Consider the following 14,211-nt stretch of genomic DNA (forward strand, 5'->3'; position numbering starts at 1 on the left):
ACTTTCCGACCCCAACACCGCCCCACCCCGCAACAAACCCACCACCAGAGCCACGAACCCGTTCCCGAGCACGCCCCGCGGGGCCGAAGGGCAGCCGCGGCCGGGCCCACGGCGCCCCGCACCGAGCACGCCAGGGGGCAGCCGCACCGTCCGCTGAGACGTCTAGTGCTGCGACCGAGGCGAACCACCGGCCCAGGCCGCCGCAACCGGCCTGGCAGAGCCGCCAGGGGCCGACCGGCCCGAGCCGCCGTAGCCGGCTCGGCAGAGCCACCGGGCTCCGGCCGAACCGGGCCACCGAGGCCCGCGATCGAGCAGGCAATCCACGGCGACGGCCGAATGGGCCCGGCAAGCGACGCAGCGATGTCCCGCCCCCGCGAACGCGGCCGAATCGGAGGCGAGGACGGCCCCACCATCGCGAGCACGGCCGAGCCGGGGCCAGGGATCACTTCGCTGTCGGGAGCCCAACGTATTCCGGGGCCGAGACCGCCCCGCCATCAGGAGCGCCGCCACGCCCAGAGGAACGGGACCGCCCCGCCACCGCAAGCGCGGACTCGAAAACACCCCGCCCCCGCGAGCGCGGTCGCGTCAAGGTGTCGTGGGTGGGGACTGTCGGGGCCGGGTGGGTGCCTTAGGGATGTCTGGTTGGTCGCATCCGTGCCGCCATGGCGCTACCGGTGCCGTTTCCGGGGCAGTATGACGGGGTGGCAGCCGCGAGGACGCCCCCGGGAACCACCGGCGTCGGTGGGGACAAGGGGGTCAAGGGGAGCAGCCGGGGCAGCGGTTCGGGCCGGTTCGGCGGCCCCGTCCGCGCGGTCGGGCGTGCCCTGCATCTGCCCGTGACCGGGGCGGTCCGCGGCATCCGCAGGGCGACCAACGCCCACGGCGCCGGCGAGTCCGGGCTCGGCCGGCTGATCGAACTGCACGCGGTGAACGGCGCCGGCGACGTCATGATCACAGTGGCGCTCGCCTCCACCGTTTTCTTCTCCGTGCCCACCGACGAGGCCCGCGGCCGGGTCGCGCTGTACCTCGCGATCACCATGGCGCCGTTCACGGTCCTCGCGCCCGTGATCGGCCCGCTCCTCGACCGCCTCCCGCACGGCCGCCGCGCCGCGATGGCCGCCGCGATGCTGGCCCGCGCGCTGCTCGCGCTGATCATCGCGGGCGCCGCCGCCAGCGGCAGCCTGGAGCTGTACCCGGCGGCGCTCGGCGTGCTGGTCGCCTCGAAGGCGTACGGCGTGGTCAGGAGCGCCGTCGTACCCCGGCTGCTGCCGCCTCGGTTCTCCCTGGTGAAGGCGAACTCACGGGTGACCCTCGGCGGGCTGCTCGCCACCGGCGTGGCCGCCCCCATCGGCGCGGGCCTTCAGGCCCTGGACTCGCACTGGCCGCTCTACGGCGCCTTCGTGATCTTCGTCGCGGGAACGTTCCTGTCGTTCGCCCTGCCCCCGAAGGTCGACTCGGCCAAGGGCGAGGACCGGGCGCTGCTCGCCGCGGACGAGCAGCACCTGCGCGGTCCGCGCCGCAAACCGCTGAAGCGTCCCGGCCTGCGCACCGTCGGCACGGCCGTCACGCACGCCCTCGCCGCGAACGCCGCGCTGCGCTGCCTGTCCGGGTTCCTGATCTTCTTCCTCGCCTTCCTGCTCCGGGAGCACCCGCTGACCGGCGAGAGCGCGGCGGTCTCGCTGGGCATCGTGGGCGTCGCGGCGGGCGCGGGCAACGCGCTCGGCACGGCGGTCGGCGCCTGGCTGCGGTCGCGGGCACCGGAGATCATCATCGTCACCGTCGTCGCGATCGTGATGGGCGCGGCGGTCATGGCCGCGGTCTTCTTCGGCGCGTTCCTGGTGGCCTGCCTGGCCGCGATCGCCGGCTTCGGGCAGGCGCTGGCCAAGCTGTCCCTGGACGCGCTGATCCAGCGGGACGTGCCCGAGCCGGTGCGGACCTCGGCGTTCGCCCGCTCCGAGACTCTGCTGCAGGTGGCCTGGGTGCTCGGCGGCGCGATCGGCATCGTGCTGCCGCTCAACGGCGTGCTGGGCCTGTCGGTGGGCGCCGGGCTCGTGGCCGCCGGCTGGCTGTCCACGGTCCGCGGTCTGCTGGCCTCGGCCCGGCACGGCGGCGCCGCGCGCCCCCGGGTGGCGTGAGGCCCGCGCCTCACGGCCATCTGCCACGCCCGCACCCCCGCGTGGGCGGGCAGGCGGGCGCGCCCGATAGCCTTCGGCCATGACCACGCTGCATTCCGCCGTGCGACGCCGCCGCGCCGTCGCCGCTGCCGGCGCCGTTTCCGCCGGACTGCTCGTCCTGTCGGCCTGTTCCAAGCCGACCCCTCTGTCCACGATCACCGTCGGCAGCTCTTCCGTGAGCTCGGAAGCCAACTGCTACAACGACGGCAACGCGATCAAGACCGCGGACCTGGCCAAGTGCCTCAAGTCCAAGGACATCAAGACGATCAAGGTCGACCCGGACGAGACCGTGCGCTTCGGGGTCGACCCGAAGATCGCGGACACGGGCTGGACCATCCTGATGAACGGTCAGCCGCTGACCGACTCCAGCACCAAGACCTACCGGACGATCCCGGGCAGCGTCTTCTTCAACGCCCAGTACGGCGCCAGCGGCAACTCGACGCTGGTCTCCATCAAGGAGGGCGAGAAGGACGTACGAGGTCTGTGGTCCTTCAAGCTGACGAAGAACTCCTGACCACGTCCGCGCCACGCGTCCTGGTCGCCACCGCGGTCGCCGTCGAACGGGACGCGGTGGCACGGGCGTTCGCCGGGCCCGCGGATGAGGAGCCGCTGCGGCCGCTGCCCGGGGCGGCCGTGTGCCGGATCCCCGGGCCGCCCGCCGTCGACCTGATCGCCGCCGGGGTCGGCCCCGCCCTCGCCGCCGCGACCACCGCCTCCGCCCTGACCGCCGCCGCGCTCGCCGGCGCCCCCTACGACCTCGTCGTCTCGGCCGGTATCGCCGGCGGCTTCGCGCCCCACGCGCCCGTCGGCTCGCTCGTCGTCGCCGACGAGATCACCGCCGCCGACCTGGGCGCCGAGACCGGCGACGGATTCCTGCCGGTGACCGAACTCGGCTTCGGCACCGTCACCCACCGTCCGCCCGAAGCGCTCGTACGGGCGATCGCGGCCGCCGCCTCGGCCCGTACCGGCACGGTGCTGACCGTCTCCACGGTGACCGGCACCGCCGCCCGCGCCGACGCCCTGCGCGCCCGCCACCCCCGTGCTCTCGCCGAGGCCATGGAGGGCTTCGGCGTCGCCGAGGCGGCCGCCGCGCACCGCGTCCCGGTGCTGGAGGTGCGCGCGGTCTCCAACCCGGTCGGCCCGCGCGACCGGGCCGCCTGGCGCATCGGTGACGCCCTGACCACCCTGACCGAGGGCTTCGGGAAGCTCGCGCCCGTCCTCACGAGTTGGAAGATTGCATGAGCCCTGACAGCAGCCGACTGCGGATCGCCTACTCCCCCTGCCCCAACGACACCTTCGTCTTCGACGCGCTCGCCCACGGCCGCGTCCCCGACGCGCCCGCGCTCGACGTCACCTTCGCGGACATCGACGTCACCAACGGCATGGCCGAGCGCGGCGAGTTGGACGTGCTGAAGGTGTCCTACGCGGTGCTGCCGTACGTCCTCGGCGAGTACGCGCTGCTGCCGTGCGGCGGCGCGCTGGGCCGGGGCTGCGGGCCCCTGGTGCTCACCAAGGAGCCGGACGCCGACCTGACGGGCCGCACGGTCGCGGTGCCGAGCGAGAAGTCGACGGCGTACCTGCTGTTCCGCCTGTGGGCCGCGGACGTCGTCCCCGGCGGGGTGGGCGAGATCGTGGTCATGCCGTTCCACGAGATCATGCCGGCCGTGCGGGACGGGAAGGTCGACGCCGGTCTGGTGATCCACGAGGCGCGTTTCACCTACCGGAACTACGGCCTGCACAAGCTCGCCGACATGGGCGAGCACTGGGAGCGCATCACCGGGCTGCCGATCCCGCTCGGCGCGATCATCGCCAGGCGGTCGCTGGGCGAGCGGACGCTGACGCGGCTCGCCGACTCGATCCGTGCGTCGGTGCGCGCGGCCTGGGACGACCCGGAGGCCTCCCGGCCGTACGTCATGGAGCACGCCCAGGAGATGGACCCGGCCGTCGCCGACCAGCACATCGGGCTGTACGTCAACGAGTTCACCGCCGGCCTCGGCGAGGACGGCTACGCGGCGGTCCGCGGACTGCTCACGCGTGCGGCGGCCGAGGGGCTCGTACCGCCCCTCGGCCCGGACGCGCTCGCTTTTCCCTGACTCCCTGACCTTGTCAGCCCCGTCGGGTCATACGTCCAGTTGGTCGGCGACCGCGCGCAGCAGTCCGGCGACGTTCTTGCCGGACGTCTTGTCGGGGTAGCGGCCGCGCTCCAGGGTCTGCGCGACGCCCTCCAGGAGGGTGGTCAGGTCCTGCACGATGGACGCCAGTTCGTCCGGCTTCTTGCGCTGGGCGGCGGCGACCGAGGGGGTCGGATCCAGGAGCGTCACGGAGAGGGCCTGGTCGCCGCGCTGGCCGGCGACCACCCCGAACTCCACCCGCTGCCCCGGCTTGAGCGCGTCCACTCCGGCAGGGAGCACCGAGGAATGGACGAACACGTCGCCGCCGTCGTCGCGGGAGAGGAAGCCGAAGCCCTTCTCAGCGTTGAACCATTTGACCTTGCCGGTAGGCAAAGCACGCACCCCATCTCACCGGTCAGCCGAACCACAGTTGCCGCAGGTCAGGCTATCTAGCGCTCGCTCGTGCCTGCCGTTGTCCCGAAGCCTCCCCAGCTCTTTACCCGCCGTCAAGCCCGCCCACTCCAGTCGGCCGAACCTGACCGATCGGCGTGCGCGCGCTCGCTCGGGGGCGAGGGAGACAGGGGATATCTCAGCACATGAGGGGGCCGCTCCGGCAACCCGTATTCGCGGGCGGTGACGGCACCCGGACGGCGTGCGCGGCGGGTCCGAAAAGTTCGTCGCCCGCGAGATCCACCGGCACCGGTGGCCGGCCGCGAGTGTGCCGGCCGGCCACCGCGGGCGTCGCCCGGATGCGCTACGACAGCGCGGAACCGTGGCCCGCGGGGTCCGTCCGCTCGCCGTCGTCGGCGCCCAGCGTGCGGGCCGCCACCAGGCGGAGGGCGTCCTCGCTGTTCCAGCTGAGGGCCGCCGCCCGCATCGCCTCGACGTTGGGCGGCAGGTCGAGGCCCAGGTCCTCGGCGAACAGGGTCTGGCAGCGCTTGATCGCGCTGAGGGCGCTGGCGGCGTCGCCGTCGATGCAGTGCACCGCGGCCAGGAGTTCCCACAGCCGCTGGCGGTAGGGCGCTTCGGCGATGATGCTCTCGATCCGGTAGGAGAGCGTCTCGGTGCGGCGGGCGAGTATGCAGCTGGTGAACAGGTCCTGGTAGGCGTCGAAGCGCGCGTTGTTGACGCCCGCGACGTGGGCGGTGAACCACCGCGTCGGCGGCAGGTCCTGCCCGAACGGGCCGCGCCACCAGGCCAGGGCTCCCTCCAGGACCTCGGCCGCCGGCTCCGCCTCGCCGCGCAGCAGCAGATTCCGGCCACGCCGTGCGGCCAGCGTGAACTGCGCCAGGTCGAACTCGTCGGGCGTGACCGCCAGCCCGTAGCCGCTCTGGCCGCCCCGATAGGTCCGCACCCGGCAGCTCAGGCCCGGCCGTGCCTCGTCGAGGTCCCGGCGCAGGGCGGTGAGATGGCTCCGAATGTTCGCCGCGGCCGAAGTCGGCGGGTCGTCCCATAATCTTTCGGCCAGTTCGGTGATCCCTATGGGCTGCCCGGGCCGAAGCAGGAAGGCGGTCAGAATCGCACGCCGCACCGGCGATGCCATCTCCACGTTTCCCTGGACCTGGAGTGGGCCGAGAATCCTGAAAAGGATAAGCCCCCGTGTCTCATCTCTACATCCGGCCGCGAGGCGAGCTGCTACGCCTCTTGGCTTGATTTGAACGCAAGTCGTGCGCGATGCCGCCAGGCCCGCCGATCCCGTCGGCAGAGCGAGTGCACCGCTGGATCCGGAGCGTGCGCGAAATGAGCATTCGTTTAATTGTCAACCACGTCGGGAAGGTATTCTCAAGACCGCGGTCAACGACCTTCCCCCTTCGCGTCGGCGCGAAATCGGCACCCCCTCGTCATTACCCCACCGAGACTGGCCGAATTTCGCAGCGCAACGCGCGCCACTATGGCAGGTGAGCGTCCGCCATCAATGGAACTGCCGGGTAATTTTCCACCAAGGCAAGTAGACGTTCAGCGTGCGTGTATAGCGAAAGTCAGCTATGTCCGGAGCGGTTGCGAAATCATTCCCTCTTGCGGCAAAACTCCGGTCCGGTTCGAATATGCCGGGGTCGTCCACCGTTGCCGACCGCCCCGCCGACGCCCGCTCCATGGTCATCCGGGGCTCTCGGCACCCGCGCACCAGGAACTATCCTTGGCGGCGTGCGTGACAATACCCGAACGAATTCCGCCACAGCCGGCGACCGGCTGGTCCGTGCAGGTGCCATCGTCTTCTTCGTCGGTGCGCTGGCCACCGCGGTGACGGTGGCGCCGCTGTTCCTCGGCGCGAAGCCCTTCCCGACCTACATGTTCGGCCTGAGCATGCTCATGGGCGTCGGCTTCCTGATCGCCGGTGCGGGCGTGCTCCGGTCGATCGCCGCGGGCCGCCGTCAGGCGCGCGGCGACTCACGGTAGCGGCTGAAAAGCGTGCGGTTGGCCGCGAGCCAGTCCGGGAACGCGGCCAGATCCGCGAGCACGACATCCGCGCCCGCCGCCCGCAGTTCCCCCTCGTCGCACGGTCCGGTGGCCACCGCCACCGACAGCGCGCCGGCCGCGCGGGCGCCCCGTACGTCCCCGACGTGGTCGCCGACGTACACCCGGGCGCCGTACTCGCGCAGCGCCTCGGCCTTCCGCTCGGCCCACAGGTCGCCGATCACCGCGTCCGGCTCGATGCCCAGGTGCTCCAGGTGCAGCTTGGCGTTCGGCTCGTACTTGGCGGTGACGACGATCGCCCGGCCGCCGCCCTGCCGCACGGCCTCGATCGCCTCGCGGGCGCCGGTCAGCGCGGGCGTGGCGGAGACGGCGATCGCCGGGTACAGCTCCCGGTACAGATCCCCCGCCGCCTCCACCCGCTCGGCCGGGAACCAGTTGCCCAGCTCCTCCGCGAGCGGCGGACCGAGCCGCGTGACCGCCAGGTCGGCGTCGATGTACGTCCCCGTCCGCTCGGAAAGCTCCAGGTAGCAGGCGTGGATGCCCGGGCGGGAGTCGATGAGGGTCATGTCGAGGTCGAAGCCGACGGTCAGCGGGCGAGAGGTCATACGGGCCATTGTGCCCAGGGGCCGTGTCCGCGAGACCTCCGGCCCGTGTGACGTACAACCACCTCCGGTGACTCCGGCGCCGCGAGCGCGGCTACCTCCGCCGCTGCGAGCGCCACACCAGGAACAGCGCCGACAGCACGGCCGCGGCCCGCACCACCCACGGCCAGGTCTGGGAGAGCGCGTCGTTCATGTGGCCCTCGGCGATGGGGGTGCCCCAGCGGTCGTCGGTGCGGCCCCACAGCCAGACCACCCCGGCGGCGAGCGCCAGGCCGGGCATGCCGACGACGGCCCACTTGGACTCCGCGGGGGTCAGCCGGCGGGAGGCGTAGGCGATGATCCAGCCGAGCAGCAGCGCGTACCAGTTGCCCAGGACCGCGCCGACCACCAGCAGTCCGGCCGCGAGCAGCAGCAGGGGATTGCTCCGGCCCGCCATCAACGGGGGCAGCGCGAAACGCCGGCACCCGGCGGGCGCCTCCGGCTCGGCCGCCTCCACCGGCTTCGCCGTGCCGGCCGCCTCGGGCGCGGGCTCCGCCTGGGCGGATTCCTTCGCCGGCGGGGGCTTGAGCAGCTCCGGGATCTCCACCCCGCCCATGAAGCCGGGCACGTCGTCACCTGTCCCCAACGGGCTCTGATCCAGGCGCCACCACTCGGAACCGGCCACCGGGCCGCCGAGCTCGTCGGCGCTCGCCAGGTGCGGCGGGGCCGGGCTGCCGGACGCCACGGGGCCCGCCGGCGGCTGCGACGGACGCGGCCGCGGCCGCGGCACGACCTTGCGCAGCCCCTTGGGGCGCGCCGGCTCCGCCTCCGGTTCACGCTGCGCGGGCACGGCCGGGACCGCTGCCCGCGATCCGCCCCCACCAGAGCCGCCCGCCGCCGCGGCCGCGACGACGGCGGCGGGACTGCCGAGCCCGTCGATGATGCGGCGGACGGCGGCGGGACTGTCCACGGCGGCCTTGGCACGGCGCCGGTCGATCTCGTTGCGCAGCTCCGCGACCAGACGCATCCGCGTGGCCGAGGACAGCTGGCGTTGCTGAGCGACGTCCCCGACGCTGCTCAGATACTCGTAGACGACCTGATCGCTCTCGATCCCCACGAAGCCCCTCCGGGGTGGCTGGCCGATGACCCCGTTGGACGACGGTACCGTCTCCGGCGCGGTGCCCGGTGCCGCTGTACGGGGCCGGGCGCGACACTCACCCGGTACCGTGAATCGGATGAGCAGCGATGAGAAACCGGCGGCCCCGCGTTCGCTCGCGGAAGCGCTCCGCGCGCGCGACGACGCCTCCCTGGCCGCGCTCCTGCGCAGCCGCCCCGACCTCATCACCCCGGTCCCGACCGACCTCACCCAGCTCGCCACCCGCGCCGGGACCCGCGCCTCGGTGGTCCGTGCCCTGGAGCGGCTGGACCTGTTCGCCCAGCAGACGGCCCAGGCCCTCGCGGTGGCCGGCGACCCGGCCACGTACGGCGAACTGCTCGGCCTGATGGCGTCCGACGCCCGCGATCCCGTCGTCGCCGCCGCGCTGCCCCGCGCCCTGGGCACCCTGCGCGAACAGGCCCTCGTCTGGGGCGGCGACGACCGGCTGCGCCTGGTGCGCACGGCCCGCGAGCTGCTCGCGCCGTCGCCCCAGCACCCGTCCCCGACCGGGCTCGGACCGACGGTGCGGGAGGCCACGGCGGGCATGTCGCCGGGACGCATCCAGGAGATCGTGGCGACCACAGGACTGCCCTCGACCCACGACTCCGTCTCCGCCGTCGCCTCGCTCACCGACCTGTTCACCGACCGCCAGCGGATGTCCGCGCTGCTCGCCGGGCTGCCCGCCGACTCCCTCGAGGTGCTGGAGCGCCTGGTGTGGGGTCCGCCCTACGGCCAGGTCACCCCCGACCCGGCGCCGCGTCTGCGCCGGCTGCTGGACCGCGGACTGCTGCTGCCCACGGCGCCCGGAACCGTCGTCCTCCCCCGCGAGGCGGCCCTGCACCTGCGCGCGGGCCGCGCCCACCGCGCGCCCGAGCCGGTGCCGCCGGCCGTGGCGGCCGCCGCGACCCACGGTCCACAGGTTGTGGACGCGACGGCGGCCGGGCAGGCGTACACCGCCCTGGCCACCGTGGAGGAACTGCTGCGGGACTGGGACGAGGGCGGCCCGAACGTACTGCGCGCGGGCGGACTGAGCGTGCGCGACCTCAAGCGCACCGCCGTCGCCCTCGACGTGCCCGAACCGGTGGCCGCCTTCTGGGTCGAACTCGCCTACGCGGCCGGTCTGCTCGCCTCCGACGGCGAGGCCGACGAGCGGTACGCGGCGACCCCGGCCTACGACGAGTGGCTGGAGCGGCCCGCCGCCGAACGCTGGGCCCACCTCGCGGCGGCCTGGCTGGCGGCCACGCGGACCGCGGGTCTGACCGGCGGACGGGACGCCAAGGACCGGACCCTGTCGGCGCTCGGCCCCGGCCTCGACCGCTCGGCGGCACCGGAGGTACGGCACCGGGTGCTCACCCTGCTCGCGGGGCTGCCGCTGGGCGCCGCACCGGCCGGTGAGTCGGTGCTGGCCCGGCTGCGCTGGGAGCACCCGCCGCGCGAACCGCGGCAGGAGGACGACCTGCGCGGCCGCCTCGCCCGGTGGACGCTGTCCGAGGCGGAACTGCTCGGCGTCACCGGCCGGGGCGCGCTGTCCGCACACGGGCGCGCGCTGCTCGGCGCGTCCGCACCGGCTCCCGCGGAGGCGGAGCCCGCGCCCGGGACGAGCCCCGCGGGCGAGGGCGGGCACGGTCCCGCCGCACGCGCGATGGCGGCCACGGACGCGGCCGGGGCCGCGCCCGCGAGCCCCGGAGACAAGCTGCCCGTCCACAAGCACCGCCGGCCGGAAGGAACCCCCGGCACCCCGGAACCCCAGTCCCCGCCCACGCCGGTCTCCCCCCTCTCTCCCATCACCCCCGTCGCCCTCGCCTCCGCCGCCGAACAAGCCGCCGCGGCCCGCGTCCTCGCCCCGCTCCTGCCCGAGCCCCTGGACCACGTCCTGCTCCAGGCGGACCTGACCGCGGTCGCGCCCGGACCCCTGCGGCGTCCGCTCGCCGAGACGCTGGGCGTGCTCGCGGACGTGGAGTCCAAGGGCGGCGCGACCGTCTACCGGTTCACCCCCGCCTCCGTACGCCGCGCCCTCGATGCCGGCCGCACCGCCTCCGACCTGCACGCCTTCCTCACCGCGCACTCCCGTACGCCGGTGCCGCAACCGCTGGCGTACCTGATCGACGACGTGGCCCGCCGGCACGGCCATCTGCGGGTCGGCGCGGCCTCGGCGTACCTGCGCTGCGACGACGACGCGCTGCTGAACGAGATCCTCGCCGACAAGCGGTCCGCCGCGCTGCGCCTGCGCCGCCTCGCGCCGACCGTGCTGGCCGCGCAGGCCGACCCGGCCGCGCTCCTGGAGGGCCTGCGCGCGATGGGCTACGCCCCGGCCGCCGAATCCGCGGCGGGCGACGTCCTCATCACCCGCGCGCACTCCCACCGCACTCCGCCGCGCACCGCCCCCGAACCGGTCCCGGAGGGCCCGCCCGCCCCGGACGCCACGCTGCTGTCCGCCGCGATCCGCGCGATCCGCGCCGGCGACCTGGCCTCCACCGCCCCGCGCAAGCCGACCACGGTCACGCGGGAGGACGGCGAACTGCCCCGCACCGGCTCCGCCGAGACCCTCGCCACCATGCAGGCCGCCGTCCTCACCGGCGAGGCCCTGTGGATCGGCTACGTCAACGCCGAGGGCGCCGCCAGCCAGCGCGTCATCGCGCCGATCCGCGTCGAGGGCGGCTTCGTCACCGCGTACGACCACACCGCGGACGAGGTCCGCACCTACCCCCTGCACCGGGTCACGGGGGTCGCCGAGCTCGCGGACGACCAGCCGTGATCCGCCTCGGATAGGGCAGACTGGACGTTTGACCACACGGAAAGGGCGCTGCGCGTGAATGGTCCCCTAATCGTCCATACGATCAGGCGTGATGCACACACTAAGGGATAGGTCCGAGCTCTGGAGCGGTTTACCTCACAGCGTTCGAGCCTTCTACCTTCTGATCCGTAGGATCGGGCACCACGCCGCGAGGAGGGCTGACGGCCTCCCGTTCTGATCGTTCAGGTTAGCGATCATGCGCGTCTGTGTGCCGTCGTTGCCGTCAGCGCTGCCGTCAACTCCGAACGGTGGCGCCTCCGCCACGACGGCTTCGGGCCCGCCCGCCTCAGCTCCAGCCGCACCGGCCCCGACGCCCACTGCAGCAGTCGCTGACGGTAAAACCGGGCGGAACCGTCAAGCATCGAGTGACGTCAACACGTCAAGCATCAAACCAAGTTGGACAGCAGCGTAGGAACGACTGAGTTACAACTTCCTTCACTGGTTCAAGCCCCGGCTCCGCTGCGCGCTGCGCCGACGCGCGCCCACTGGTGGATAGGGCCGGTGGCCATGAGTCGATCACCGCATACGCGGACGGTCAGAACAGAGCCTCCGGCGGGGGATCGGCCGGCACCGGGATGGAGGGGGCGCCGTCGCCGACTGCGGGTTCGTAGTGGCGTGCGGTGATGGATTGAGCCCGGAAGTGAGACCAACCAACTTTTTGATTTTTGTGATCTCAATCACTGTTCAAACTGGTACATAAATAAGCAAGTTGACTTTATACAAAACGCGAGCCTCAGGTTCGCGTCCTGCTTTGTCAGTGGGGTGTGATATGAGAATGAGTCCTCGCAGGTCAGGCAACTGACGCGTGATGGCCTAAGTTCGCCTAAGTCAGCCTAAGTTCGTCTCACCTGGAGTGCCGCGTACAAGTCGGCGACTTGACCCTGAGGAGCACCTACCCTCAGGAGCGTGTCATACCTTGTAAGCACCAACACCGAAGGGCGCGCCCGCCTTTGGGAAGAGGCTCCGGGCGCGCCCTCCTGACAACCAAGGAGGACCATGCCCATCCCGGGTCTCGGTGGACTGTCGGCGCTTGACACCCACCTGCTTGCAACTCTCGCACGAGGGACTGACAGCCGCAAGAAAATCACGCTGCCGCTGGCTGTGGTCATGGCGTGCGTGATCAACGGTGACACGACGACTGGCGTTCTGCGTCAGGCCACCTGGCTGGTGGTTGCGGTGGTCGTTCTGATCGTCGTGCAGGCGATTGCTCTGCACCTCCCGCAGCTGCGTTTCAAGCCGACCGTTACGCCTGACATCGATGGCTGACATCAACAGCCGCGTACGGGGCTGGATCGGGGCGGCCTGCGGCGTCCAGCGCTAGGGCGCTGAACAGACGGGCACCAAGCCCGTTGGGTCGCCTCGAAGCCTTGACCCCGCACGGGCGCCGTCCTCACTGTGGGCCGGCGCCCGTCAACTTGACTCGGTTATTGAGTCTCCGCCGACCTCATCGGCGACCAGAAGAGCCCAGCAATCCGGGAAACAATTCGAGACGCGCAACAACCCGTTACCCACAAGCCGCTCGAATGCATCACTGATGCATCGTCACAAATAGGGGTAGGGGCGTGATCGGGATCCCACGACTGGCAGCGCGCAAAACAGGAGAAACCGACATGAAGCTGATTAAGCACTTCAATTCATTTCTAGCAGAGCATGTCAACCTGTCTGAAGTTCGCCTGCACACTCTGGATTCCCGAGTGAACAGCATTTCTAATTTTCTCAAGAATGGCGAGAATCCCGTCTCCGATCGCTACATTGGAATAATTCCTCAGGGATCCTACGCCCATAGAACCATGATCGACCCTGTCGGCAAGTACGACGAGTTTGATGCCGATGTATTGCTAGAGATGGACGAAAATCTAGACTGGTCCCCAAGAGACTACGTGGAGGAGCTGTACAAGGCATTTCGAGCAAGTGGAAGATACCGGCACATGGTGAGTCGACATGCACATTGCGTGAAGGTTGACTATGCAAATGAGTTCCACATTGATGTCGTCCCCTATCTTGAACGGCACGGCAGCTATTACGTGACAAATCGCGACGACGATGTATTTGAACTAACGAATCCAGAAGCCTTCAACGAATGGCTGGATGAAAAAAACAGGATCACAACCGGCCGACTCATCAAGGTGATCCGACTTTTCAAATATTTGCGGGATTACAAGAACACCTTTTCGGCCAGGTCAATCATCCTTAACATCCTTCTCGGCGGCCGAGTGAACAGCGTGCTGCTCCTAGGAGACCCCAAGCGCTACAGTGATTTGCCGACTGCATTCATGAACATCCTTTCGGACCTGAACGATTACCTGCAAGCCAATCCGCAGATGCCAAGCGTCGACGATCCGAGTTGCCCTGGGCAGAACTTCAATCATCGCTGGAGTGAAGACCAGTATCAGAACTTTCGCAACAGAGTCCAGCTCTACTACACCTGGGCCCGCGCAGCGTACGATGAGGAGGGCCGGGACGAAAGCATCCGCCTATGGCGCAAGATCTTCGGTGATTCTTTCGCCGAAACATCAGTGGCTCCACTTGCAAAATCTACGACAGCATCGTTCACGGCGCGCGATCTCACAGATACTGAGCAATTCCTCGATCGCGATTACGGAATTCCTGAGATTCTGGACGCAAGATATAGGGTCAGGCTCACGGCCACTGTGAGGGCAAAGCCCGGGTTTCGTACTTTCAATCTACGCAGGCATGGGAACGTTGTTGGGCGCGATCGAAATATTGAGTTTCGAGTCTCAGAATGCACAGTGCCTGGCTCGTACCAGATATATTGGAAGGTGAAGAACACGGGGGCAGAGGCTATGTCAGCAAACTGCCTCCGAGGGAAGATCGAGCAGGATGACGGTTCTCGGTATCGCAGCGAACCAACGAAGTACCAGGGAAAGCACTATGTTGAGTGCTACGTCGTCCAGAATGGAGTATGTGTCGCGAAAGACCACCAGGTGGTCATAATCAAATAGCTGCCCACCGATCGGAA

Annotated in this window: 12 protein-coding genes; 8 read left to right on the forward strand and 4 right to left on the reverse strand. The window is 70.4% G+C overall.

Annotated features, from left to right (window positions below; all coding sequences use genetic code 11):
• Positions 1-701: 701 nt before the first annotated feature.
• The 4 genes from ABZ818_RS09600 (at position 702) to ABZ818_RS09615 (ending at position 4,267) form a co-directional block, all read left to right on the forward strand.
• Positions 702-2,135, forward strand: coding sequence for an MFS transporter (locus ABZ818_RS09600; protein ID WP_361412648.1), 1,434 nt, complete (start codon positions 702-704; stop codon positions 2,133-2,135).
• A 79-nt stretch (positions 2,136-2,214) separates the two neighbouring features.
• Positions 2,215-2,688, forward strand: a complete 474-nt coding sequence (locus ABZ818_RS09605; RefSeq protein WP_141360165.1) for a DUF2771 domain-containing protein — start codon at positions 2,215-2,217, stop codon at positions 2,686-2,688.
• Positions 2,658-3,416 (forward strand): futalosine hydrolase, encoded by a 759-nt coding sequence (locus tag ABZ818_RS09610; RefSeq protein WP_361412649.1) that lies wholly within the window; start codon positions 2,658-2,660, stop codon positions 3,414-3,416. Before ABZ818_RS09605 ends, ABZ818_RS09610 begins: the two co-directional genes overlap by 31 nt.
• A complete protein-coding gene (locus tag ABZ818_RS09615) occupies positions 3,413-4,267 on the forward strand; it encodes a 1,4-dihydroxy-6-naphthoate synthase (RefSeq protein WP_361412650.1) in 855 nt (284 codons plus the stop codon). Before ABZ818_RS09610 ends, ABZ818_RS09615 begins: the two co-directional genes overlap by 4 nt.
• Positions 4,268-4,294: 27 nt before the next feature.
• Here the strand turns inward: ABZ818_RS09615 and ABZ818_RS09620 are convergent, their stop codons facing one another.
• The gene (locus ABZ818_RS09620; protein WP_361412651.1) at positions 4,295-4,678 is read right to left on the reverse strand and encodes a cold-shock protein; all 384 of its coding nucleotides are present in this window, start codon (positions 4,676-4,678) and stop codon (positions 4,295-4,297) included.
• A gap of 361 nt (positions 4,679-5,039) precedes the next feature.
• Positions 5,040-5,828: a BTAD domain-containing putative transcriptional regulator gene (locus tag ABZ818_RS09625; RefSeq protein WP_361412652.1), complete on the reverse strand. Its 789-nt coding sequence runs from the start codon at positions 5,826-5,828 to the stop codon at positions 5,040-5,042.
• A gap of 602 nt (positions 5,829-6,430) precedes the next feature.
• Between ABZ818_RS09625 and ABZ818_RS09630 the strand changes: the two genes are divergently transcribed.
• Positions 6,431-6,682, forward strand: coding sequence for a hypothetical protein (locus tag ABZ818_RS09630; protein WP_361412653.1), 252 nt, complete (start codon positions 6,431-6,433; stop codon positions 6,680-6,682).
• Here ABZ818_RS09630 and ABZ818_RS09635 read toward each other — a convergent pair.
• Positions 6,658-7,305 carry an HAD family hydrolase gene (locus tag ABZ818_RS09635; protein WP_361412654.1) on the reverse strand — a complete coding sequence of 216 codons (648 nt, stop codon included), beginning with the start codon at positions 7,303-7,305 and terminating at the stop codon, positions 6,658-6,660. The two genes, ABZ818_RS09630 and ABZ818_RS09635, sit on opposite strands and share 25 nt — an antisense overlap.
• A 91-nt stretch (positions 7,306-7,396) precedes the next feature.
• The gene (locus ABZ818_RS09640) at positions 7,397-8,398 is read right to left on the reverse strand and encodes a hypothetical protein (protein WP_361412655.1); all 1,002 of its coding nucleotides are present in this window, start codon (positions 8,396-8,398) and stop codon (positions 7,397-7,399) included.
• 118 nt (positions 8,399-8,516) lie between these two features.
• Here ABZ818_RS09640 and ABZ818_RS09645 point away from each other — a divergent pair, with 118 nt between their 5' ends.
• The 3 genes from ABZ818_RS09645 (at position 8,517) to ABZ818_RS09655 (ending at position 14,194) form a co-directional block, all read left to right on the forward strand.
• Positions 8,517-11,192 (forward strand): helicase C-terminal domain-containing protein, encoded by a 2,676-nt coding sequence (locus ABZ818_RS09645; protein WP_361412656.1) that lies wholly within the window; start codon positions 8,517-8,519, stop codon positions 11,190-11,192.
• 1,035 nt (positions 11,193-12,227) lie between these two features.
• Positions 12,228-12,497: a hypothetical protein gene (locus tag ABZ818_RS09650; RefSeq protein ID WP_361412657.1), complete on the forward strand. Its 270-nt coding sequence runs from the start codon at positions 12,228-12,230 to the stop codon at positions 12,495-12,497.
• A gap of 344 nt (positions 12,498-12,841) precedes the next feature.
• Complete coding sequence (locus ABZ818_RS09655; protein WP_361412658.1) at positions 12,842-14,194, forward strand: cyclic GMP-AMP synthase DncV-like nucleotidyltransferase; 1,353 nt, start codon at positions 12,842-12,844, stop codon at positions 14,192-14,194.
• The last annotated feature ends 17 nt before the right edge of the window (positions 14,195-14,211 follow it).

The organism is Streptomyces sp. NPDC047453 (assembly GCF_040643155.1).
Taxonomy (GTDB): Bacteria; Actinomycetota; Actinomycetes; order Streptomycetales; family Streptomycetaceae; genus Streptomyces.